The 20,399-nt window shown below is 51.9% G+C and carries 26 protein-coding genes; 13 read left to right on the top strand and 13 right to left on the bottom strand.

The window, feature by feature from the left end; all coding sequences use genetic code 11:
* The first annotated feature begins 29 nt into the window (after window positions 1–29).
* Together OCH02_RS21670 and OCH02_RS21665 are read left to right on the top strand one after the other, a co-directional pair.
* Entirely contained in the window at window positions 30–683 is a 654-nt protein-coding gene (locus OCH02_RS21670) for a tellurite resistance TerB family protein (protein ID WP_012006360.1), read from the top strand.
* Window positions 684–751: 68 nt separating this feature from the next.
* Window positions 752–2,785: a S9 family peptidase gene (locus OCH02_RS21665; RefSeq protein WP_261432906.1), complete on the top strand. Its 2,034-nt coding sequence runs from the start codon at window positions 752–754 to the stop codon at window positions 2,783–2,785.
* A gap of 32 nt (window positions 2,786–2,817) precedes the next feature.
* Here the strand turns inward: OCH02_RS21665 and exoX are convergent, their stop codons facing one another.
* Window positions 2,818–3,486, bottom strand: coding sequence for an exodeoxyribonuclease X (exoX, locus tag OCH02_RS21660; protein ID WP_261432905.1), 669 nt, complete (start codon window positions 3,484–3,486; stop codon window positions 2,818–2,820).
* A 437-nt stretch (window positions 3,487–3,923) separates the two neighbouring features.
* On the opposite strand from exoX, the gene dksA reads away from it, so the two are divergent.
* Entirely contained in the window at window positions 3,924–4,349 is a 426-nt protein-coding gene (gene dksA, locus OCH02_RS21655) for an RNA polymerase-binding protein DksA (protein ID WP_261432904.1), read from the top strand.
* 172 nt (window positions 4,350–4,521) lie between these two features.
* On the top strand, window positions 4,522–5,475 hold the full coding sequence (pip, locus tag OCH02_RS21650) for a prolyl aminopeptidase (RefSeq protein ID WP_261432903.1): 954 nt from the start codon (window positions 4,522–4,524) through the stop codon (window positions 5,473–5,475).
* Between the two features lie 31 nt (window positions 5,476–5,506).
* On the opposite strand, the gene OCH02_RS21645 is transcribed toward pip, so the two are convergent.
* Window positions 5,507–5,737: a DNA polymerase III subunit theta gene (locus tag OCH02_RS21645; protein ID WP_012006365.1), complete on the bottom strand. Its 231-nt coding sequence runs from the start codon at window positions 5,735–5,737 to the stop codon at window positions 5,507–5,509.
* 375 nt (window positions 5,738–6,112) lie between these two features.
* Here OCH02_RS21645 and ftnA point away from each other — a divergent pair, with 375 nt between their 5' ends.
* From ftnA to OCH02_RS21625, 4 genes are all read left to right on the top strand, one after another.
* Window positions 6,113–6,631, top strand: a complete 519-nt coding sequence (gene ftnA, locus OCH02_RS21640; protein ID WP_012006366.1) for a non-heme ferritin — start codon at window positions 6,113–6,115, stop codon at window positions 6,629–6,631.
* 322 nt (window positions 6,632–6,953) lie between these two features.
* Window positions 6,954–7,337, top strand: a complete 384-nt coding sequence (yobA, locus tag OCH02_RS21635; RefSeq protein ID WP_012006367.1) for a CopC domain-containing protein YobA — start codon at window positions 6,954–6,956, stop codon at window positions 7,335–7,337.
* A gap of 3 nt (window positions 7,338–7,340) precedes the next feature.
* The gene (copD, locus tag OCH02_RS21630; protein ID WP_261432902.1) at window positions 7,341–8,222 is read left to right on the top strand and encodes a copper homeostasis membrane protein CopD; all 882 of its coding nucleotides are present in this window, start codon (window positions 7,341–7,343) and stop codon (window positions 8,220–8,222) included.
* Window positions 8,223–8,291: 69 nt separating this feature from the next.
* Complete coding sequence (locus tag OCH02_RS21625; protein WP_261432901.1) at window positions 8,292–8,633, top strand: YebY family protein; 342 nt, start codon at window positions 8,292–8,294, stop codon at window positions 8,631–8,633.
* Between the two features lie 315 nt (window positions 8,634–8,948).
* Here OCH02_RS21625 and OCH02_RS21620 read toward each other — a convergent pair whose 3' ends face one another.
* The 11 genes from OCH02_RS21620 to OCH02_RS21570 form a co-directional block, all read right to left on the bottom strand.
* The gene (locus tag OCH02_RS21620) at window positions 8,949–10,004 is read right to left on the bottom strand and encodes a tyrosine-type recombinase/integrase (protein WP_410001273.1); all 1,056 of its coding nucleotides are present in this window, start codon (window positions 10,002–10,004) and stop codon (window positions 8,949–8,951) included.
* Window position 10,005: 1 nt separating this feature from the next.
* On the bottom strand, window positions 10,006–10,281 hold the full coding sequence (locus OCH02_RS21615) for an excisionase (RefSeq protein ID WP_261432899.1): 276 nt from the start codon (window positions 10,279–10,281) through the stop codon (window positions 10,006–10,008).
* Between the two features lie 70 nt (window positions 10,282–10,351).
* Complete coding sequence (locus OCH02_RS21610; RefSeq protein ID WP_261433040.1) at window positions 10,352–10,531, bottom strand: hypothetical protein; 180 nt, start codon at window positions 10,529–10,531, stop codon at window positions 10,352–10,354.
* A 5-nt stretch (window positions 10,532–10,536) separates the two neighbouring features.
* Window positions 10,537–11,601, bottom strand: a complete 1,065-nt coding sequence (locus tag OCH02_RS21605) for a recombinase RecT (protein WP_261432898.1) — start codon at window positions 11,599–11,601, stop codon at window positions 10,537–10,539.
* 14 nt (window positions 11,602–11,615) lie between these two features.
* The gene (locus OCH02_RS21600; protein WP_261432896.1) at window positions 11,616–14,666 is read right to left on the bottom strand and encodes a RecE family exodeoxyribonuclease; all 3,051 of its coding nucleotides are present in this window, start codon (window positions 14,664–14,666) and stop codon (window positions 11,616–11,618) included.
* 161 nt (window positions 14,667–14,827) lie between these two features.
* Window positions 14,828–15,265 carry a hypothetical protein gene (locus OCH02_RS21595; protein WP_261432895.1) on the bottom strand — a complete coding sequence of 146 codons (438 nt, stop codon included), beginning with the start codon at window positions 15,263–15,265 and terminating at the stop codon, window positions 14,828–14,830.
* Between the two features lie 124 nt (window positions 15,266–15,389).
* The gene (locus tag OCH02_RS21590) at window positions 15,390–15,692 is read right to left on the bottom strand and encodes a hypothetical protein (RefSeq protein WP_261432894.1); all 303 of its coding nucleotides are present in this window, start codon (window positions 15,690–15,692) and stop codon (window positions 15,390–15,392) included.
* A 78-nt stretch (window positions 15,693–15,770) separates the two neighbouring features.
* Complete coding sequence (locus OCH02_RS21585; RefSeq protein WP_261432893.1) at window positions 15,771–15,968, bottom strand: hypothetical protein; 198 nt, start codon at window positions 15,966–15,968, stop codon at window positions 15,771–15,773.
* Between the two features lie 447 nt (window positions 15,969–16,415).
* Entirely contained in the window at window positions 16,416–16,682 is a 267-nt protein-coding gene (locus OCH02_RS21580; protein ID WP_261432892.1) for a hemolysin XhlA, read from the bottom strand.
* Window positions 16,669–17,019, bottom strand: a complete 351-nt coding sequence (locus OCH02_RS21575; protein WP_261432891.1) for a hypothetical protein — start codon at window positions 17,017–17,019, stop codon at window positions 16,669–16,671. Before OCH02_RS21575 ends, OCH02_RS21580 begins: the two co-directional genes overlap by 14 nt.
* 44 nt (window positions 17,020–17,063) lie before the next feature.
* Window positions 17,064–17,453, bottom strand: a complete 390-nt coding sequence (locus OCH02_RS21570; protein ID WP_261432889.1) for a helix-turn-helix domain-containing protein — start codon at window positions 17,451–17,453, stop codon at window positions 17,064–17,066.
* Window positions 17,454–17,576: 123 nt separating this feature from the next.
* Here OCH02_RS21570 and OCH02_RS21565 point away from each other — a divergent pair, with 123 nt between their 5' ends.
* Genes OCH02_RS21565 through OCH02_RS21545 form a run of 5 tightly spaced genes read left to right on the top strand, consistent with a single transcriptional unit; the run spans window position 17,577 to window position 20,189 of the window.
* On the top strand, window positions 17,577–17,822 hold the full coding sequence (locus tag OCH02_RS21565) for a transcriptional regulator (protein ID WP_261432888.1): 246 nt from the start codon (window positions 17,577–17,579) through the stop codon (window positions 17,820–17,822).
* Between the two features lie 11 nt (window positions 17,823–17,833).
* A complete protein-coding gene (locus tag OCH02_RS21560; RefSeq protein WP_261432887.1) occupies window positions 17,834–18,295 on the top strand; it encodes a toxin YdaT domain-containing protein in 462 nt (153 codons plus the stop codon).
* 15 nt (window positions 18,296–18,310) lie between these two features.
* Window positions 18,311–18,553 carry a cell envelope biogenesis protein OmpA gene (locus OCH02_RS21555; RefSeq protein WP_261432886.1) on the top strand — a complete coding sequence of 81 codons (243 nt, stop codon included), beginning with the start codon at window positions 18,311–18,313 and terminating at the stop codon, window positions 18,551–18,553.
* Window positions 18,554–18,592: 39 nt separating this feature from the next.
* Complete coding sequence (locus tag OCH02_RS21550) at window positions 18,593–19,702, top strand: DnaT-like ssDNA-binding domain-containing protein (RefSeq protein WP_261432885.1); 1,110 nt, start codon at window positions 18,593–18,595, stop codon at window positions 19,700–19,702.
* Window positions 19,611–20,189, top strand: a complete 579-nt coding sequence (locus OCH02_RS21545; protein ID WP_315899238.1) for a replication protein P — start codon at window positions 19,611–19,613, stop codon at window positions 20,187–20,189. Before OCH02_RS21550 ends, OCH02_RS21545 begins: the two co-directional genes overlap by 92 nt.
* Window positions 20,190–20,399 lie beyond the last annotated feature (210 nt).

Genomic DNA, 20,399 nt, shown 5'->3' with positions numbered 1-20,399 from the left:
GCTTCGTTTCCTTCGGCAAAGGGTAAAGTATGAAAAATAACTGGATGCAGCAGATCCAATCCATGATTGGGCAAAAGGCCGGTTCAATTGGTGGGTCGGAAGGCATCGGCAAACTGCTGGCCCCGACCGCACTGGGTGGCCTGGTGGGCGTCTTGCTGGCGAACAAGTCATCACGCAAATTGGTGGGGAAATTTGGCAAGAACGCGTTGATTATCGGCGGCAGCGCGGCGGTGGGCGCGGTGTTGTGGAACAAGTACAAGCAGCGCGTGAAAGAAACCCATCAGGATGAACCGCAGTTCGGTCTGCAAACCACGCCGGTAGATTTGCGCGCCAAACGGCTGGTGCAGGCGCTGGTGTTCGCCGCCAAAAGTGACGGCCATATCGATGCGGAAGAAAAACGCGCTATCGACCACAGCCTGGAACAGCTGCAGGTAGGAGAGGAAGCGCAAAAATGGGTGCAAGAGGCTATCGATCAGCCGCTGAACCCGGATCTGATCGCCCAGAGCGTGAAGAATGAAGATGAAGCGTTAGAAGTTTATTACCTGAGCTGCATGGTGATCGACGTCGATCACTTTATGGAGCGTGGTTATCTTGACGCGTTGGCGCAGTCGTTGAAGATCCCGGCGGACGTTAAGCAGGGCATTGAAAATGACGTGAACGAGAAAAAGCGCGAGCTGGCGTAGCGCCGCTTGGCAAGCCGGGGGGAATCGTGTCACTCTTGCCTTAATCAAGGTAAGCGGATGATTTAGCAATGATGACACCCCCTAAGGCAGAAAAACGTCCTTATCCCATCACTACCCACGGCGACACGCGGGTAGATGACTATTATTGGCTGCGCGACGACGAGCGCGCAGACCCCCAGGTGCTGGACTATCTGCAGGCGGAAAACGCCTTTACCGACGCGGTATTGAAACCGCAACAGGCGCTGCGTGAAACTTTGTATGAAGAGATGGTGGCGCGTATTCCTCAGCAGGAACATTCGGTGCCTTACGTCCGGCACGGCTACCGCTATCAGACGCGTTTCGAACCGGGCAATGAGTACGCGATTTACGTCCGTCAGCCGCAGGCCGAGAGCGAGCATTGGGATATCCTGATCGACGGCAATCAACGTGCCGAGCAGCGTGAGTTTTATACCCTGGGCGGGCTGGAAGTCAGCCCTGACAACCAAAAGCTGGCGGTCGCAGAAGATTTTCTCTCTCGTCGCCAGTATGACATTCGTTTCAAAAACCTCAGCGACGATAGCTGGACCGACGAAGTGCTGGAAAATACCTCCGGCAGCTTTGAATGGGCCAACGACTCGGCCACCGTGTATTACGTACGCAAACACGCCAAAACGTTGCTGCCTTATCAGGTCTATCGCCACGTGGTGGGCTCCGATCCGCAGTTCGATGAGCTGATCTACGAAGAGCTGGATGACACCTTCTACGTCGGCTTGGAAAAGACCACCTCCGATCGTTTTATTCTGATCCACCTGAGCAGCACCACCACCTCGGAAATCCTGCTGCTGGACGCCGATCGTGCCGACAGCAAGCCGCAGATGTTTGTGCCGCGTCGTAAGGATCATGAATACGGTATCGATCACTACCACCAACATTTCTATATCCGTTCCAACAAGGACGGCAAGAACTTCGGCCTATACCAGAGTGAGCAGGCGGATGAGGCGCAGTGGCAGACGCTGATCGCTCCGCGTATCGAAGTGATGCTGGAAGGCTTTAGCCTGTTCCGTGACTGGTTGGTGGTGGAAGAGCGCAGCGAAGGCCTGACCCAACTGCGACAGATCCACTGGCAGAGCGGTGAAGTGAAGCGTATTGCCTTCGACGATCCCACCTATACCACCTGGCTGGCGTACAACCCGGAACCGGAAACCGAGTTGCTACGCTATGGCTATTCTTCGATGACCACGCCGACCACGCTGTATGAGCTTAATCTCGACAGCGATGAGCGCGTGATGCTCAAGCAGCAGGAAGTGAAAAACTTCACCCCGGAAAATTACCGCAGCGAGCGGGTATGGGTGAAGGCACGCGATGGCGTCGAAGTCCCGGTTTCGCTGGTCTACCGCCACGATAGCTTCACGCGCGGCACTAACCCGCTGATGGTGTATGGCTACGGATCCTACGGCAGCAGCATGGATCCGGCCTTCAGCGCCAGTCGTTTAAGCCTGTTGGATCGCGGTTTTGTGTTTGTATTGGCGCACATTCGCGGCGGCGGTGAGCTGGGGCAACTGTGGTATGAAGACGGCAAACTGTTCAAAAAGCAAAACACCTTCAACGATTTCATCGACGTGACCGAGGCGTTGATCGCCCAGGGTTACGGTGATGCCAAACGGGTATTCGCCATGGGCGGCAGTGCCGGTGGTTTGCTGATGGGGGCGGTGATTAATCAGGCGCCCAGCTTGTTCAACGGCATTGTGGCACAGGTGCCCTTTGTTGATGTGGTCACCACCATGCTTGATGAGTCGATTCCGCTGACGACCGGCGAGTACGACGAATGGGGTAACCCGAACGAGCAGGCTTATTACGACTACATTTTGCAATACAGCCCGTACGATCAGGTTAAGGCGCAGGATTATCCGCATATGCTGGTCACTACCGGCCTGCATGACTCTCAGGTGCAGTATTGGGAGCCGGCGAAGTGGGTGGCCAAGCTGCGTGAGCTGAAGACCGACGATCGCCAACTGTTGCTGTATACCGACATGGATTCCGGTCACGGCGGTAAGTCCGGGCGTTTCAAAGCTTATGAAGATATCGCGCTGGAGTACGCCTTTATTCTGGCGCTGGCGGAGTAACCTCAGGCGGGCGGCTGGCGCTGCCCGCTTTTTCAACCAATCAGATAGTATTTCAGCGTGTGCTTCATGTCCGGACTGAGGTCTTCAATAGATTTCAGCATCCAGCGTAAATAGCCGGGATCTTCCTGCGCGATGCGATCGATTTCCTGTCCACGATACTTACCGAACTTAAACTTCTTCAGCAGCACTGGCTGGTCAGTGATTTGCGCCATCTGTTCCGGCGTCCAACCTGAATCCTTGATGATGCGTTGCAACAGCGCGGCGGTCACGTAGCAGTCGTATAACGCCCGGTGTGGGTAAAGCGTGGTGTCCTGCGGCAGTTGAACATCGAGATTCAGCGCATAGCGCAGATATTGGTTGCCGTATTTGATGTCCGGGTACAGGTTACGCGCCAGTTTCATGGTGCATATCCAGGCGCCGCGCATTTCTGGTAACACGCCGCGATCGAATGCCGCATTGTGCGCGACATAGTAGGGACTGCCCTGATAGCGACCGATGGCTACCGCGATGCGTGGTTTCCCTTCGACCATCTGCTCGGTGATATGGTGAATGGCCATGGCCTCAATGCCAATAGGGCGGTCGGGGCTGATTAAATCGCTCATTGGGTTGGTTGGCTGTCCGTCAATCAGATCAACAGAGGCCACCTCTACCACGCCGCCTTCCAGTCCGCAGGTTTCAGTGTCTATTACGCGTAAAATCATGGTTTCCTCAGAGTGGCTGTACAGGTTTAGCTTAACCGGCAGGCCAGCGCCTGCCAACCGCTGAAAGGTGGAGCATTATTTTAGGCAACAAAAAACCCGCCTTGGCGGGTTTAATTACGGTTAGAAGTTCGCTTACTCGCCGGTCGACTGGCCTTTCTTAGCGCGTTTGCCTGCACGTTTTTCTGCAGGGGTTTTCAACGGCTTCTTCTTCGCATTTTTTTTGCTATCCATTCCCTTACTCATGATGGCCTCTCAGTTACCTATGGTTGGGTGGGTTGCTCAGCCATTAACCCCCTTACGCCTGTCGGATGCAAGCAGGAAAGCGAGTGGTTTTGTTAATCGATTGTTTATAGGTGCAATTTTGTTTTCTTATGCATGGCCGCTTAATCATTATGATATGTTATAATATAACAATAAACTGATAAGCGGAGAGCGCAATGAACGTTGTGAGCTTACTAAATCAACAGCAGCTCCTGGCCATGCCGGAGTCTGATTACATGAACCCGGCGCAGCGGGCTTTTTTCCGCCAGCGCTTGCAGGACGAGCAACAAAAGCTGTTGCAGCATATTGATGCGCTGAAGCGGGATATCGATGGTGGGGAGGTGTCCGGTGATGAAGCGGACAAAGCCGCCCGCGAAGAAGACCTGCGGTTGCTGTTCCGTCAGTTGGATCGCGAAAGCCGCCTGCTGCCGAAAATCAGCGCGGCGCTGACGCGATTACATAACGGCGAATACGGCTATTGCCGTGAAAGCGGCGAGCCTATTGGGCTGGCGCGCCTGTTGCTGCGGCCGACGGCGGAACTGAGTATTGAAGCCAAAACCGCTCAGGAAATGCGTGAGCCACATCTGCGTAAACGGGGCTAAATTCACGGCTGGCGACTTGTGGCCAGCCGGTATTTTGCCGTCAGTTCGTATTCATTTTAAGCAAACGCACCTTAACTTGTTGGGGAGGGTGGGAGTTTTCAGGTTTTACCGTTGACCAAATGAGTGGCTTCGGCTTTTATGAGGGTATGACCCATTCAGAGACGGAAGCGCCATGGAACAATTAAGAGGTTTGTACCCGCCGTTAGCAGCATATGACAGCGGTTGGCTGGACACTGGAGATGGCCACCGGATCTACTGGGAGCTGAGCGGTAACCCAAAGGGTAAGCCGGCAGTCTTTATTCACGGCGGGCCGGGCGGTGGTATTTCCCCTTATCATCGCCAACTGTTTGATCCGCAGCGTTATAAAGTGTTGCTGTTCGATCAGCGTGGCTGTGGCCGTTCCAAGCCGCACGCCAGCCTGGAAAACAACACCACCTGGCACCTGGTGCAGGACATTGAACGCCTGCGCGAAATGGCCGGTGTCGATCAGTGGCTGGTGTTTGGTGGTTCCTGGGGCTCGACGTTAGCGTTAGCCTACGCGCAAACCCACCCGCAGCGCGTCAGCGAGATGGTGCTGCGCGGTATCTTCACACTGCGTAAGCAGGAGTTGCATTGGTACTATCAGGACGGTGCTTCGCGCTTCTTCCCGGAAAAATGGGAGCGCGTCTTGTCGATTCTTTCAGAGGAAGAGCGTAAGGACGTCATTGCGTCTTATCGCCAGCGCCTGACCTCAACGGATTTGCAGGTGCAGCTTGAGGCGGCGAAGCTGTGGAGCGTGTGGGAAGGGGAGACGGTTACCTTGCTGCCAAGCAGCGAGTCGGCTTCTTTTGGTGAGGATGATTTTGCGCTGGCGTTTGCCCGCATAGAAAACCACTATTTCACTCATCTGGGCTTCCTGGAGAGCGATGACCAACTGCTGCGCAATGTCCCGCTGATCCGTCATATTCCGGCGGTAATTATCCATGGTCGCTACGATATGGCTTGCCAGGTACAAAACGCCTGGGATCTGGCGAAGGCCTGGCCGGAGGCGGAATTGCATATCGTCGAAGGGGCCGGACACTCCTTTGACGAACCGGGCATCCTGCATCAGCTGATGCTGGCCACCGACAGGTTTGCTGCCAAGTGACATTAAGCCCGCCCTTTCGGCGGGCTTTTTACTATTTGGACTTCGGCTCGTACGGCAGACGTGAAAACTTGTGTGATTCGACGCGGTAATGCGCAACGCGTTCGCGGAAATAATCACGCAGGTGCGCCGGCTGTTCGCGCTCAACCATTTCCGGGATCACCGGCATGTTGTAGCGTTCTTTGAATGCCACACCGGAAGCTGCGAGATCAACGTTCACTTTGTCCATCTCTTCTTTGGAAAGCTCTGCCAGATTGTAACCCACCGTATTCTCCTTACTGTTACCGCATTGGATCAGCGCAGAAGGTAATGCACCCGGCGGCGCTTGGCAAGCCTGAAGCGCAGAAGGGGAGTTAAGTACAAAGAATGACAGGCGGCATAAAGGGTTATTTATTACACCGATGGCAATGTAATCTATTTATTATTTTAAATAAGAATGATTCGCCTTCTGATTAAATATATAGATGTAAATGGTTATCATAATAATTCAAATGAATAATTTATGTTTTTCATAAGGCATTGATTTTTATTTAATTAAAAATTAAATGGGTAATGATGTAAATCAAGTGTGTTTATTCTGTTTTCACCAAGGCATAATGCGGGGAAATTAAGTTGATACCTGCAAAATAAAGGGATAATTATGCTGACGCCAGAAATGACCAAGAAGCTGAATGAGCAACTGAACCTGGAGTTTTACTCTGCCAATCTGTACCTGCAAATGAGCGCATGGTGTAGCGATAAAGGCTTTGAAGGGGCCGCCTCATTCCTTAAAGAGCATTCTCAGGAAGAGATGCAGCACATGCAACGCCTGTTCGAATACCTGAGCGACACCGGTTCCCTGCCGCTGCTGGGCAGTATCGCTGCACCGCCGGTTGAGTTTGCCTCCCTGGCGGATGTGTTCCAGCAGACTTACGAACATGAACAACTGATTACCCGTCAGATCAACGAACTGGCGCATGCTGCAATGACCGCCCACGATTACTCGACCTTCAACTTCCTGCAGTGGTACGTTGCCGAGCAGCACGAAGAAGAGAAGCTGTTCAAATCCGTGCTGGATAAACTGGCGCTGGTGGGTAACAGCGGTAATGCACTGTTCTTCATTGATAAAGATCTGAAGAAAATGGGTGCGGCCGGCGAAAGTGCTAACGGCCAGGTCTAATTGCCTTTGTTGAAAACCGCGTGCCGGCTTTGCCCGGTGCGCGGTTTTTTTATGCCCTGAGTTTATCGTGGTTATGCAGCGATATGTGCTACCAGATCGCAAAATGCCAGCGTTCTGCTCGACTTGCATAATGACACTCGTTATCATTTGACCCGATACGCTACAGGGATGGTAGAGAGTTAAAACAGTGGGTTACTGGTTAATCCCTTCTTCTGTTTACCCGTGGCGCAATCATCTGCGGTGGGTTGGGCTGCTGATACATCGCCCTGGCGGTTGGCCTTAATCCTTGTCACCCTCGATTATTGCTTTAAGGGATATCACTGTGATTGGTAAAATTCGTTCTTCTTATCGCCTGCTTTCCACTATTTTCGTACTGTTTGTCGGGCTTTCTTCCCAGCAGGCACTGGCCCATGCTCATTTGAAAGTTGAAACGCCGGCGGCAGATGCCAGCGTTAGCCCGGCACCAAAAGTGCTGACGCTTAACTTCTCCGAAGGTATCGAGCCTAACTTTAGCGGCATTAAAATCACCGGGCCAGACAACGCCGAAGTGAAAACCGGCAAGTTGCAGCTTGATGCAAACAACAATACCCAGGTCAATCTGCCTATCGAGGGCGATCTGGCAGCAGGAAAATATAACGTCAGCTGGCATGTGGTTTCGGTCGACGGTCATAAAACCAAAGGCCAGTACAGCTTCACCGTAAACTAACTCATGAGTCTGGCGACCCTGTTTGTCCTGTGTCGCTTTGTGCACTTTGCGGCGGTGATGCTGATGTTTGGCTCCAGCCTGTTCACCGCCTTATTGTCGCCGCAGCGCCTTTCCCCGTATCTCACCCGTGATGTGCGTCCTTTGCTGGTCTCTTGCACCTGGCTTGCCGGGCTTTCTGCCGTGGCGTTGTTGGCTATTCAGGCCGGACAGATGGGCGACGGTTGGGCCGATACCTGGCGGCTGGACGTGTGGTGGGCGGTACTGGGCACCACCTTCGGTGAGGTTTGGCGCTGGCACCTGGGCATTTCATTATTGGCGTTGCTGAGTCTGTGGTTGGCAGAACCGCGCCGCACGCAGTTTTTGGCCCTGCTTTCTACACTGTTGCTGGTCAGCATGGCGTTTATCGGCCATGCAGCAATGCATGATGGAGCGCTCGGCGTAGCGCATCGTTTTAACCATGCACTGCATTTGTTGGCGGCCGGTTACTGGTTTGGCAGCCTGCTGCCGTTGCTGATTTGCCTGCGTTATCTGGCTCAACCACAAAGCCGCAGCGATGCGATCACCACGCTGATTCGCTTCTCGCGTTGGGGCCACCTGTCGGTTGCGCTGGTGGTGTTGACCGGTGTGATCAACAGTTTGATCATTCTCGGTAGTTGGCCGCTGGACGTCAATTCATCTTACCAGCGCCTGCTGCTGTTCAAAACCGCACTGGTGGCGATGATGGTGATGGTGGCGTTGGCCAACCGTTACGCTATCGTCCCGGCAATGAGCAGTATGCCGCAGTTGGCACAGCGCGGGCTGGTGCTGGCCTGCTGGATTGAAGTGGGGTTGGGTGCAGGCGTGCTGCTGCTGGTCAGTTTATTTGCAACTTATGCGCCGGTGTAACATTGCGGCTTGCCGGATGCCCCCGAACTGCGGGAAAATTGAATCAAATAGCAACCTTAAGGCCACAACATGAAATTGGCATTACTTGGTATAACGCTGTTGGCAACCGCGACCGGTGCGCTGGCGGCAGATCAACTGGTGAACATCACCAAGCTGGAATACGGCAAACAATGGGCGTTCACCAAAGAAGAGGTGACGTTGCAGTGCCGCAGCGGCGGCGCACTGTTTGTTCTCAACAACAGCACGCTGATGCAGTACCCCCTCAACGAAGCCGCAGAGGCGCAGGTGAAAGCAGGGCAACAGCGCGCCCAGCCGCTGGACGTGATCCTGCTGGATGACGCTGCCAATCCCGGTCATAAAATGAGCGTTGAGCCGTACCGCGAACGCGCCGAGAAGCTGTGCGCTCACTAATCGCTTATCGCACAATGGGTTAGTTTGGGGTTAACCGGTGATGAAAAACATGTGGAAATAATTTCTTAATGAAACTATCACTCGCCGTGTGGCTGGCTGGCAAAAATAGCGCGGTAAGCTACTCTTAAAGTGCACGGCTGAACAAGCTTTGCACAAAATGCCAACTTTTAGCGCACGGCTCTCTCCCAAGAGCCATTTCCCTAGACCGAATATAGGAATCGTATTCGGTCTTTTTTTAAGTTATTGATTTTAAAGTGTTTATTTTGATTTGTCCGAAAATGTCCGAATTATGTCCGAATTTCTATATTCGGTCTTTTACAACATCACGTATTCTTTCCCCCGCGTATCGAGATATTTACCCGTCATTTTTTCGGATTTATGCCCCAGTAATTTCTGCGCAAATTCTTTCCCTTTTTCCTTCTCATACAACCGTCCGGCCAGGCTCCTGATCTCGTGGAACGTCGGCGGATTTTCCTCAAATTGCAACCCTGAGGCCTTTCGCGTAGCAACAAACTTTTTCGTTAATCCATCTGGGTGCAAGGAGCCGTCCGGGCTGTTTTTCCTGATGCCGGCACTGAGCATAAATTCGGTGTTGCTGGCGAGCCGGCAACGGTCAATCACCGTACCGAGGCGCAGGCCTACCGATTTCAGTTCCAGATCGAGGGGAAGGGAGATCATGGCGCCTGTTTTACCTTGCTCGATCTGTAGCCGCCCATTTACGACGTGCTCGAATCGGAATTGCGTCAAATCCTCGCGTCGTTGCCCGGTGACCAGCGCGAGATCCATCGCCAGACCGAACCACGGCGGCATGGTGACAGCAGTTTCACGAATGGACATGTACTGCGCCAACTCTAGCCGCTCGCGCTTCACCACCACCTTTGCGGCTCGCGTGGGCGTAACGGGGTTGTTTTCGATATGACCTTCCACAATTGCTTCACGAAATATGTCAGACAGTACGGAGCGCATAGTTGCTGCCATTGTTTTTTTATCCTGGGCAATCCAAATTTCGAGGAACTCGGCAACGTGGCGAGTCGTGATTTTTGATAGCACCATGCTGCCTAACTTTTCGCTGATCATGGCAAACTGACCGATGCGCACCTTGTAAGTGTTCTCGGCCAGACTCCGGCGCTTGAAAAGGACATCGTACCGCTCGAGCCAGGAGTTTAGCGTGTACTCGTGGCTGCCTTTGATTTTCTCCAATAACAAAATCGGGGAGTAATTTTCCTCGATGTAATGATTGGCTTCGATCGCCTGCGCTATGGCGTCACGTCGCGCAATCTGCCCAAGAGATATTTCCTTTTTTGTGACCGGATTGCGCCAATAAAATGCGTTCCTATTACGACGAAACGTAAGGTTTTTCGGTAAGCGCATGTCATAACCCTCCCTTCGCCGTGCCATTGATCACCTTTTCCATGAACGCTTGCCTCGCCGGTTGTGGGCTCTGCGCTTCCTTTATTTTTTTCCCCAGGGTGAGATCATTGGGGTTGATGTAGATAGTCCCTGGTGTCAGCCGGTACTGTTTGCCGTGTTTTTCTGCTGGCGGATAAAAATTCCCATTTCTGGCCCAACGCCATAATGTTTGCAGTGTTGGTTTCTTGCCTGGGTAAGTTTCATCGCACCATTCTTCTAACGTCAGCTTTTTACTCATTGGTTATGCTCCTACGCACAACCGGCCACGATCTTAGCCGTGGCCTGCGTTGTGTTTTGATTTTCAAAAATCAGTTTTCAGATCGAAATACTTCGCTGCAGTACAAAACAGCGCGGGGCCGGCGCAACTGGATAGCCTCTTTCACCTTCTCGCACCCGTCGAGGCTTGAGTAAATCCGTTCAGATACCGGCAACCCGTCGCAGGCGTCGTGGCCGCACGGACTGACCAGCAGAACGAAACCGATCAGTATGCTCATTACTGGTACTCCGGCCGCAGGTCATCCAGTGCCAACTGGAAGCGCTCTAACTCGTCGACGTTCAGGTCACGTTCAGACCGTCTGATCAACGACTCAACCGCGGCGAAATCCTCAGGAGTACGGCAATCCTTCAATTGGGTGCTGATATCTGCCGTTGCGGTGATCTGTCGGTGGCGCTTCACCACTTTGTTTTTCAGCTCTGTGTATGCGCTGATGCCTAGTTTCTGTTTCAACTCTTCCACCTGGGCACGGATAGAGGAGGCTTGATCTGTCGTCACTGCTATTTCAATTGATGCTCTGATATCGCTGGCGATATCGTCAGAAGCCACTGGCGGGGCGCTACGTTGAGCCGCTGTTACCGGTGGCGCGTCGGCTAACTGACTGACGCTAACGCGTGACGTTGCCTGCTGTGGGTTTATTTCACGCTCGGTGCGTTGCTCCAGCTCATCGAAGGTATACACGCCGAGGATCACTTCCGGGCAATACAGGCGCGCCCAGCGCTTAACGGCCAAATAGGCAAGTTGTTGACGTGGATCATCTGCCCACAACGTCGAGTTACGTGTACGAGCCTGCGCCAGCAAAATGGTCAATTCTCGCGGATCATTTTCGCCTTTTAACGTTGCCCAAACACGAATGCCAATCCCTTCCTCATCCGCAAATTTCCAACCCGGAACCCGATATTCGCCTTTGTCACCTTTCTTAATTTCAAACTTGCCGATCACCTTTTCCCACGGACCAAACCAGTCATAGTTGATGCGATCGACCAGCGGACCACGAGTTGAAATAACTGCGTTGACCAACTGCGCCTCATATCCAAGAACTCCGCCAACGGTGAAAGTTTTCTGCGCTACTGCGAATGGGTTCATTTGCCATTGTGCGGCTTGCATAGCGATTGCCATGCAGTCAGCAGGGTTTCCCTGTAAATGACGAGGAATTGTTGACACGCCGCTTGCCATCACCTGGGCGAAGTTATTAATAGCTGTCAGGTACTGAGGGTTAAACAGCGCGACGTTTGAGTCAGTAACCGATGCAGTTTTTTCTTCTGGAATGCTGATATTGCTCATAGTTTGGTTTCTCCTCATGCCACGCGCAGCGCTTCGATGCGACGCTGGTCAAAATCGTTAAGGTCATCGACGATCTCTTCTGTGATCGGTGCTAGCCAGGTTTCTGTGTCGTAAGCGTGCTTGATGTCGCGCATGGCTTTTTTGTATTCCAGTCGGCCTAGCTCCAGTAGGTCTGGCGATGCTTCGACAATTGCGACCCAGTGATAGCCTTCGTCCTTGTTGACGAAGATCCAGAAGAACTGGTCGAAAGCGGCGACGTCGCTATACATGGCGGCGCTCAAGTGATAATCACGGTCGATGATTTCCCGGTGAAGTTTGGTGCGCAGGGCGTCCTGCTTCACTCGGCCCATACTGATTGATTTCAGGTCTACGCCGACGCGAACACCATTGAGATCGATTTCTAAGTCAGGGCGAACACGAACCTCGAGGCCGGTCTCTTCATCAAAGCCGAAATAGCTAGCCTCTACAGCACGATGCTCATGCTGTAGCAACGGCCCGGCCGACGGATGAGTAAATAGCGCACGCTGGATTGCTTTGGCATGCTGAATTTGTTGCTGGGTAACTAATTGGCGTCCGTCGCCCGCATTTCTCCAAACATCAATCAATTCATCAGCAAAAATTGCCGTTGGTAAGATGGTTCTAATTCGCGTTGCCATATCCTCTTTGCTGCCGCTGACTGGAAGAGGGGACGGGATCGCTTTTTCCAACGTGGCGAACTCCAGATCAATGAGTGCCAACTGTTCGAGTAACGCCTCGCGTGGACCTGATGTTTTCAGTGGTTCGGGCAATGTTGCGTTGTACTCTTTGATACAAGCTTTCATGGCTGTAGACGTGAATTTCTGGCCATCAGGGATGCTCTGGAACTCAGGCGGCAGCAGAGCATATATCCTGCCAATCTCATCGACATTCCCACCCAGCGCGTAGGGCGTAGGCAGCTTGGCGTTGTGTTCGTCCATGATTGACCGCAGGGTGTCCGAGTCTGTCATTTTCGGCAGAGTTTCATTATGTGCGTCGATAAACGCGCGCATTGATGCCGTGTTGGAGAAAGCACCCTCCGGAATGATGGGTTCGACGTTGAAGTCTCGTTCCATCTTCTCTGGCTCCAGCGCAAGAGTGTGCACCAGGGATCCGAATGTCAGCGCGTCGCTGCGGTCACGACCGATCGTCTTGATGACGTGGCGGCCGTGGTAATACATCAGACTGATCCGCGCATCCTTTGCCATTGTGCTGCTGATACCGTTGGCCGAGTGGTAGACCTCGTTAGGGACATCGTGATAGCGGCCCGGCTCGAAATATGGCGGGACCGATAGTAACGGCTTCTCTGTGGGCTTTTCATCGTTCGGCGTTACGCCGTCACCTGACAATTTAGTCGTTTCACCTGACAAATCGGCCGCTTTGGTTGACGAATTCAGGAATCCCCGAACACCTTCGGTTGTCAGATCCTCATTTTCCCGAAAATCTGTTGATATGGATTCTGCTGTACTGATGTTAGCCAGTGGTGACTCAGCAAATAGCGCAGACACGTCGAATTGGCCACCACCCATGCTGCGCAGTTCTCCGGCTGCAGGTGCAGAGGCCTCAGTTTGTTCCAATGCCTGGCGTGCTTCTCTCAGGTAGAACTCGACTCGCTCGTTGATGAAAGCAACGCGCGGATCTTTGTCATCTACCCAGTTCTCCAGCACGTCGCAGGTAAGGTGATGAATTTCATCAGCGGCCAGCTGTTGCAGCGGGTCGCACGGTTCGATCTCTTTGGCCAGTAGTCGAGCAATGTAGGTGTATTTCATACCTTCGTCGATTGCAGCCATGAGCTTAGCGACGTCATCTTCACCCATCACACCAGTGTCGCCGCTCAATGCCGCTATAACTTCGCCGCGGATCCATGCTCGGCGTTCAGTTTCAAACTCGACAACCGTAGTATCAACGGTCGCCACTTCTTCTTTTTCACCCTCATTTGAGGCGATTTGGTGCGCGTCGACACCGTTCTGTTGCGTGAATTCCGGTTTTTGTTGCACGGCATTGCTGCTGACTTCAATCAGGTTTGCGTTGATGTAGGTACGCAGGGCGCCCGGAGTAACGTGGATATTTTCTTCGGCGCTACGAATCAGCGTTACGATGGCCTCTCGGGAAAAATCGAGCACACCCGGAGTCTCGCGCAACAGCTCGTACCAGCCCGCCAGTGCTTTGTCTTTTCGGGCTTTCATTTCACGGACGGCATTCACAATCGAACCCGGTGGATTGCTGATATCAAAATCGGACGGGTAGAGCGCACAGCCGATTACAATTTCCAACGTTTGGAATGAATCGATCGGCGTGCCCTGTGCGGGGTCTTTACCCGTGCTAGCCAGTGCGCCGGAAGAAGTGCGCAACTGCTCTTCTGCCGGTTCGGCAGGCTTGGTGCCGCCAGTAGAAGTGAGCCACTTTGTGATAATGTCAACGCGCTGCTCTATCTTGGCGTCTAAATATTCGGTCGCAAACTGGCAAAGTTTCCCAAGTTCCGGGGCTTTCCCGAATGGTGGCCACACGGCCTTCATTCCAGCTATCGCAGCAACCGGCATTTCTGGATATAGAAATTCGAATTGCTTGAGGCTGGTCAGCGCCAGAATTACGTTTTGTGGGTAACGCTGGGCATCGTCCATTACGAGCGCTTTAGCTGTTTTTAACTGGTCCTCGTTCAGTTTCAAGCAGTCGCGGTCATACAGCCAGGCAGCGGCGATCACGGTGTGCTTATCGAGGTTTGTCGCGAAATACTCACCCGTAGGCTTGTTCTGCTCCTGCTGTTGTTCGCCGGCTGTGGTGATCAATTGCCAAGTACGTTTGTCGTCTGCCAGTTCGTAACGATCGCACCAGGTATCAGAAAATGCACCCTCTGGAGGCAGATCATCATTAACAGGGTAATCGGTACGGGCGGCCTTGAAGTAATCCTTCTCTTCCAGTTCCGCATCCTCAATGTAGTTGGCGAGATCACGCTGGGCGCGACTGTCGTTCTTCGCGTCGAACCAGATAAAGAGGGAAGGTTTCCCGGTTTTTTGTTTGGCCTTGAGGTAAAAGGCATATACGTTTTGCATTGTGCAATTCTCCTGAAACTTAGGTAGAATGCAGGCCGATCAGTGGCCCGCCTCGGTTGGTCATTGGTTATGCTCCGGTTATTGGGGGTGGTTCCCCGGTAACCCGTCTCCGGGACGTTAAGCCGGTAGACTGGCCCGCCTTGTGCGGGCCTTTTTACGTTTTAATCGCAGTAACTGCGGTTGCAGTGCGGGCAGCCAGTGACCAACTGAGAACCAGCACGACGAACTGAAATACCGGTGACGGAAAAACCATTATCAATGCGTGCGTAAATATCCTTTTTGCAGCGAAAGCAAATGCCATCTAATGGCGCAAAATGCGGAGCGTGTTTTTCTTCGCAATATTTCTTTTGAGCTTGCCGGGCCGATTCGGAATCAAATACATTTTCAGTATTCAAAAACTCAATACCTGCCGGAGTCGCGATAGCACCGAAAAATGGCACTTGGTCGCTACCGTCGCCCTCGTATGCCATTGGCTTGCAAATGTCGATATATTCCGGGTGAAGTTTCTGTATTTCACGCAATTGCATGGCGATGTGACGGGCGTATATATCAGCCCCATCACGAATACCATCTAATGCTTCAATTAATCGTTGTTCCATATACTTCTCCTTTTGTTATTGAAATATGCCCGGCGAGTTGACGCCCCGGATGGGAAACGCTGGACACATTTTAATAACTTCAAAAAGCCCCGCCAGCGACGGCGGGGAAGACTACACACAGCAATTATTCGTCTGCGAGCATCGCCAGTAACGCCAGCAGGAGCAGTTTTCTCGGGGAAGGGCGGCCCTTGACTTTGAACTCTGTGGCGTATTCACTACCCACGTTAAAGTGCGTACGCACTGCGGCATCAATGGCACATTTCGGGCAATCAAAGTCACCAGCATCATCCCCTGTTGGGGTCACCAGAGAATGTGGCTTTTCTTTGTTTTCCGTATTAACGATAAAGCCAATGGTTTCACCCTCGCTTAATACCTCAACGATGTTTTTGTGCAGAAGGTTAATTTTAATTTCTACGGTCTTGATCATGGTTATGCTCCAATTTTAGGTAATGGGATCCCGTGGCTGAATTAATCAGCCAGTGAGTTAATTATTTAGTGCTGCGTTTTAGTGCGTTCCAGCAGGCTCGAAATATGCCGGGATACTGCGAGATTCGAACGACGACTTGATCGCACGAAGATTGCCTGTTGGTTCAAAGCGATACACTTGGCAGTGGATATCGTAATGCGCCACCCATGCTGCACCGGTACGCTTGTTGCGGAAACTGGTGGCCTTACCGCTGTGTGGAACTGCCGTGCTGATCATTGGTTATGCTCCTAATCCTGCCGTGGCGAATACACCTGCCCAGAAAACAATGCAGGCACCTACAACAATCAAAAACCAGAAACCTCTGTTGCTCATGATTGCCTCTTTCGAGTGGTTGGTCATTGGTTATGCTCGCCGTCTTTCCGGCTGTCAGAACGTTTTTCACCTGCTGCGTTAGCGAATCATTCCGGTCTTCATGCGTCCCGGACGACTACTTCGTGGGCTTCCTGCCTGTTCGCTGCTGCTTGATGAGGTAAAGACTACAAAATAAATTATCATGCGTCAATGTTAAATGATGATTAAAATTGTATGTGATCTTTTTATTTTCAAATTGTGGCGGGGGATTTATGATAGGGCATAAAAAAACCGCCTGGAAGGCGGCTTAACAATCGACATTAAGAGCTGTAGTGGTGAGATGAAAGCAAAATGAAGCTATGCTTTATGAGATTATTTAATAAAATATCTAGAAAAAACAGCCAACAAGACTGTTACTACCAATGCCGTGACTATTTTCCAAGTCTGCGAATTCATTTCTTTTTGAAGGTCTTCTTTTGTGGCAGCAGTCGCCTTAAGAACCGCTAAATCTATTGCAATTGTCGAGATCCTTTCTTCCAATTTTTTTACTTTTTCTTCCAACATATCGCCACCTCCACCTTCACCACCTGATTTAGGGAGTCTAGCAAACTGAACGACATTTTCATCATTGGTTTTCATCAGAGCCCTCCAGAGGGTATTTATCTCTGAACCAGTTGAGTAGTCTCCAGGCATTAAAGAATGTGGTATGCCCGCAATTTCCGCATACGACTGCAAAACTAGAGATTCCTGGCATCTTTTTATCAATTAGGCTAGGTGATTGATAAATAGCAACATAATCATGTGGCTTAGATGTCAGGATTGTTGTTCCTCTATACTCAACATGCATCAATGGGGTCGTTCTGTCAGTGCTACCACAGGCAGGGCATATATCAGAAACATTCTTTTCTTTCAGATAGATAGCTAAAATACTTGGGGTAATCCTTTTGAACATATCATCTGTTGACTCGACTGACATGGTTTGTTTCTCTTAGTTTGCGAGTTATTACCAATTCGCTCAGATTAGTCTGAAGATGTGGGCTTTCTTCTCTGCAAGTATTGCTCTACGAAGGAATCCAGCTCCTTTAATCGAGCTGAAAAGGCTGCAATCATGTTCTCTTGTTCATTGGTTGGCAATTGTTCGAAGAGGTTGATAAGTTCCATATGTTTTTCAGTAAGTGAATGATTATTTTCGGATAATGTAAGTCCTTTCTCCTCATCCTCACTTAAAAAAAACCAATACAGTGGCTTACCTAGAACTGCAGGTAGCATTTCCAGTTTGTCTTTCCGAGGAAAAATTCCAGAACACCAACCGCTAACCGATTGCGAATTTACACCTACCCTGCGGCCGAGCTCTGCTTGTGACATCCCTGACTCTTCTAAGGCTTGTTGTAAACGTTGTTCAAAGATCATTTCACCCTCTCATGCCATATGACAACCCAGTATACAAAATTTATTTGCATGTCAGTAGTCGCCAATTTTATTGACATTGAAAATTAAATTTGCTGTTATATGAAAAATTAATGAGGAGGCAAAATGGACAAAACAACACAAGCAAAGATCCTTTCTGTATGCAGTCAGTCGGAGTTAGGCCGCAGGTTGGGGAAGAAGTCTCAGACCGTCAGCGCATGGTTCCGCAATGGCGTAGCAAAAGGCGAAGTGATTAACGTTTGCCAAGCATTGGGGTGGGTTGTAACTCCACACCAACTTCGACCGGATATTTATCCTAACCCGCAAGATGCCCTACCACCAGAACAGCAGGATACCAAGCCTGCAGCCTAAGGACATGATTTATGGAAATCAAACATGAGCAGATCCGCGATGCGCTGCGCGGATGGGCCACGGAGGCCACACAGCGCACGGTCGCAGCGGAGATTACCCGTGCTTATTTCGACCAGCAGATACAGGAACCGCACCTGGCGCAAATCGAGCACGCCGACGGCTGCGTTGATGATGCTGCATGGCACAACAACAAACAGCAGATTTTCCGATGGCTGGACGGTGATAGTGCTTCTGCCCAGCAGAAAATTCAGCAGTTGCAGCCTGCAATTCTTGCTGCGCTGCCGGCGGAGCTGCGCGCCCGGCTGGTTGCCGGTAACAGCATTGAATATCTGGCAATACGTGCGCTGAAAGAACACCAAGAGGCGATAGCGGCGGCGCTGCTGCATGCGTCACCGGCAGATTTTGAAAGAGAGTGCGATGAGGCCGAACGCAGCTTTTACGAGCTGCGCCGCGCCTATTCAGCACTGCACTAACCGGAGCATAAACCAATGGCCAATTTTTCAAGAGAACAGGTTGAGGCGCAGATCCGCGGTCAACTGGAACGTGAGGGGATTTCTGCTGATGTGGCGCGTTCTGCTGCAGTGCAGGGTGCCGATCACTACTTGGGACATACAAACACCTCGATCACCAGCAGCCTAGCTGCCGCCAAGGCATACGCAAAGACACTAAAGCGAGTGAAGGACAAGCCGGACCGCCCACATGTTCCAGGGCGCCGCATGGGGCGCCGGTGATTTGGGTAATGACATCAGACAAAAGTAAAGGCAAGACCTATGGCTAACCCTTTGGCTAAGACCAAGGCAAATAATGAGCCTTACCGTAAGGTAAAAATCACGATGTGGAATGACCCAAGTTTTAGGGCGTTATCCCCATTGCCGCCCAGTGGGCAGAGCCTGTTTGTTTATCTGCTCACCGGTCCGTTCACTGGGATTATACCTGGCCTTTTCAAAGCGGGGCGTGCTGCCTTGTCCGAGGAGTTGGGGTGGGATGTCGAAGCCTTCGACTTAGCCTTAGGCGAAGCCTTATCTCTAGGGATGGTGAAAGCCGACACCCAAGCCAGAGTTTTTTGGTTGCCGAACGCGGCAAAGCATAACCCGCCAACGTCGGTGAACGTCATTAAATCATGGGTGCGAGCATTTGAATTACTGCCTGAATGCAACCTTAAATATGAGGCGCTGGAATCGCTAAGAGCCGCGTCACACGGCGTTTCTGGGTCTATGGGCTTGGCTTTCGATAAGGCTTTCGCTTTGGCTAATCCTTTGGCTAAGGATAAGGCTAAGCCTTTGCCAAGACCTTTCCAGAAAGCAGTAAGCAGTAAACAGATCTTAAAAGAAAAACCACTCTCTCAGGCGGGTGTGAGTGAAATTTCACCAGAGGGCCAAACACCACCAATGGCCGAGCCACCGTTCTGGGATGACCAAGACGACGAGTCGCCACAGTTTGGAAAATTCCTGATGAGCACCAGTTGGCGACCATCTCCAGAATTCCAGCGGCAGGCTGTGCTGTGGAATAAAAAACTGGAAGGTCCGGCGCCGGGATACACCCCTGAGGAACTGGCGAGCTTCTCCGCCTTCTGGAAAGCCGAGGGCCGGGTGTACCACCAAACCCAATGGGAACAGAAATTTGCCGACAGCGTGCTCTACGAACGCCAGGCGGCAGCGAAACGAAACCAGCAAGCAGGAGGTTCAAATGCGACCAGACACACCGCAGCAGCCGCTACCGCTCAGCAGCAGGTCAGAGCCGCACGCAACGCAGAACGGGAGCGACAGGGCTTGGCTCCTCTGGGAGACGATGGCGGGGATTTACGCCAATCGTTGGGTGACCAAGAACGGAGTGGCACCATCCACGATCTGGGGCCAAACGATTTCTCGATTCTCGAATGAACAACTTGCATTTGCCGCACAGCGTTGCATGGAGCGCTGTAGCGCCGGTAATCACTGGCCGCCAGACCTCGCGGAGTTCACCGCGATTGTAGGCGAGTGCACGGCTAATCCATTCGGTCTCACCGTTGAAGATGTGATGACTGAGTATCACCGGTGGCGCAATGATTCATGGCGCTATGACAGCGCCGACAGTTTCAACTGGCACCACCCGGTACTGTTCCAGATTTGCACTGAAATTCGCCGGGTTGGCGTTGAGCGAAAATTGGGACAAAACGAACTGGCCGCGCTGGCCGGTCGCCTGCTGACCAAGTGGGCGAAGCAGGTAGAAATGGGCTATTCCGTCCCACCGATACGAAAAACTAAGGCGCTGGAACACCGACCACCGGGCCACGCACAGGCTGCTGATACAGACGGGCGTTATCAGCAAAAAGGTATGGAAATGTTGGCAAAGATCCGCGCTGGCATGGGTAATAAAAACACGAAGTAACCGGAGCATAAACCAATGACCAGAATCACAACTCGGCAGTTTGTCGAACTTATCCAGGACAAAAATCTTTCCACAGCGGAGATCAGTGCGCTGACGAAGGAAAAATACCCGTGACCTGCTCCCAGTTGATTAGTACACCCCGATGTTAGTAATGTCTTCATAAGCCACATGAGGACATCCCCATGAAGAAGCGTTTTTCCGACCAACAGA

Source organism: Serratia quinivorans, from assembly GCF_946227985.1.
GTDB classification, from domain to species: Bacteria; Pseudomonadota; Gammaproteobacteria; order Enterobacterales; family Enterobacteriaceae; genus Serratia; species Serratia quinivorans_A.
The sequence above is the reverse complement of the archived record's forward strand: the minus strand, read 5'-3'. Positions and strand labels throughout refer to the sequence as shown.

Bases quoted from the DNA above. Each gene is read 5' to 3' on its own strand.
- OCH02_RS21625 (WP_261432901.1), top strand. From the start codon at position 8,292: ATGAAATTGGCATTACTTGGTATAACGCTGTTGGCAACCGCGACCGGT.
- OCH02_RS21615 (WP_261432899.1), bottom strand. From the start codon at position 10,281: ATGAGTAAAAAGCTGACGTTAGAAGAATGGTGCGATGAAACTTACCCA.
- OCH02_RS21605 (WP_261432898.1), bottom strand. From the start codon at position 11,601: ATGAGCAATATCAGCATTCCAGAAGAAAAAACTGCATCGGTTACTGAC.
- exoX (WP_261432905.1), bottom strand. From the start codon at position 3,486: ATGATTTTACGCGTAATAGACACTGAAACCTGCGGACTGGAAGGCGGC.
- copD (WP_261432902.1), top strand. From the start codon at position 7,341: ATGAGTCTGGCGACCCTGTTTGTCCTGTGTCGCTTTGTGCACTTTGCG.
- OCH02_RS21595 (WP_261432895.1), bottom strand. From the start codon at position 15,265: ATGGAACAACGATTAATTGAAGCATTAGATGGTATTCGTGATGGGGCT.
- ftnA (WP_012006366.1), top strand. From the start codon at position 6,113: ATGCTGACGCCAGAAATGACCAAGAAGCTGAATGAGCAACTGAACCTG.
- OCH02_RS21580 (WP_261432892.1), bottom strand. From the start codon at position 16,682: ATGAAAACCAATGATGAAAATGTCGTTCAGTTTGCTAGACTCCCTAAA.
- OCH02_RS21620 (WP_410001273.1), bottom strand. From the start codon at position 10,004: ATGCGCTTACCGAAAAACCTTACGTTTCGTCGTAATAGGAACGCATTT.
- OCH02_RS21575 (WP_261432891.1), bottom strand. From the start codon at position 17,019: ATGTCAGTCGAGTCAACAGATGATATGTTCAAAAGGATTACCCCAAGT.
- OCH02_RS21555 (WP_261432886.1), top strand. From the start codon at position 18,311: ATGGCCAATTTTTCAAGAGAACAGGTTGAGGCGCAGATCCGCGGTCAA.
- OCH02_RS21600 (WP_261432896.1), bottom strand. From the start codon at position 14,666: ATGCAAAACGTATATGCCTTTTACCTCAAGGCCAAACAAAAAACCGGG.
- OCH02_RS21570 (WP_261432889.1), bottom strand. From the start codon at position 17,453: ATGATCTTTGAACAACGTTTACAACAAGCCTTAGAAGAGTCAGGGATG.
- OCH02_RS21585 (WP_261432893.1), bottom strand. From the start codon at position 15,968: ATGATCAGCACGGCAGTTCCACACAGCGGTAAGGCCACCAGTTTCCGC.
- OCH02_RS21550 (WP_261432885.1), top strand. From the start codon at position 18,593: ATGGCTAACCCTTTGGCTAAGACCAAGGCAAATAATGAGCCTTACCGT.
- OCH02_RS21590 (WP_261432894.1), bottom strand. From the start codon at position 15,692: ATGATCAAGACCGTAGAAATTAAAATTAACCTTCTGCACAAAAACATC.
- OCH02_RS21665 (WP_261432906.1), top strand. From the start codon at position 752: ATGATGACACCCCCTAAGGCAGAAAAACGTCCTTATCCCATCACTACC.
- dksA (WP_261432904.1), top strand. From the start codon at position 3,924: ATGAACGTTGTGAGCTTACTAAATCAACAGCAGCTCCTGGCCATGCCG.
- OCH02_RS21565 (WP_261432888.1), top strand. From the start codon at position 17,577: ATGGACAAAACAACACAAGCAAAGATCCTTTCTGTATGCAGTCAGTCG.
- pip (WP_261432903.1), top strand. From the start codon at position 4,522: ATGGAACAATTAAGAGGTTTGTACCCGCCGTTAGCAGCATATGACAGC.
- OCH02_RS21670 (WP_012006360.1), top strand. From the start codon at position 30: ATGAAAAATAACTGGATGCAGCAGATCCAATCCATGATTGGGCAAAAG.
- OCH02_RS21560 (WP_261432887.1), top strand. From the start codon at position 17,834: ATGGAAATCAAACATGAGCAGATCCGCGATGCGCTGCGCGGATGGGCC.
- OCH02_RS21545 (WP_315899238.1), top strand. From the start codon at position 19,611: ATGGCGGGGATTTACGCCAATCGTTGGGTGACCAAGAACGGAGTGGCA.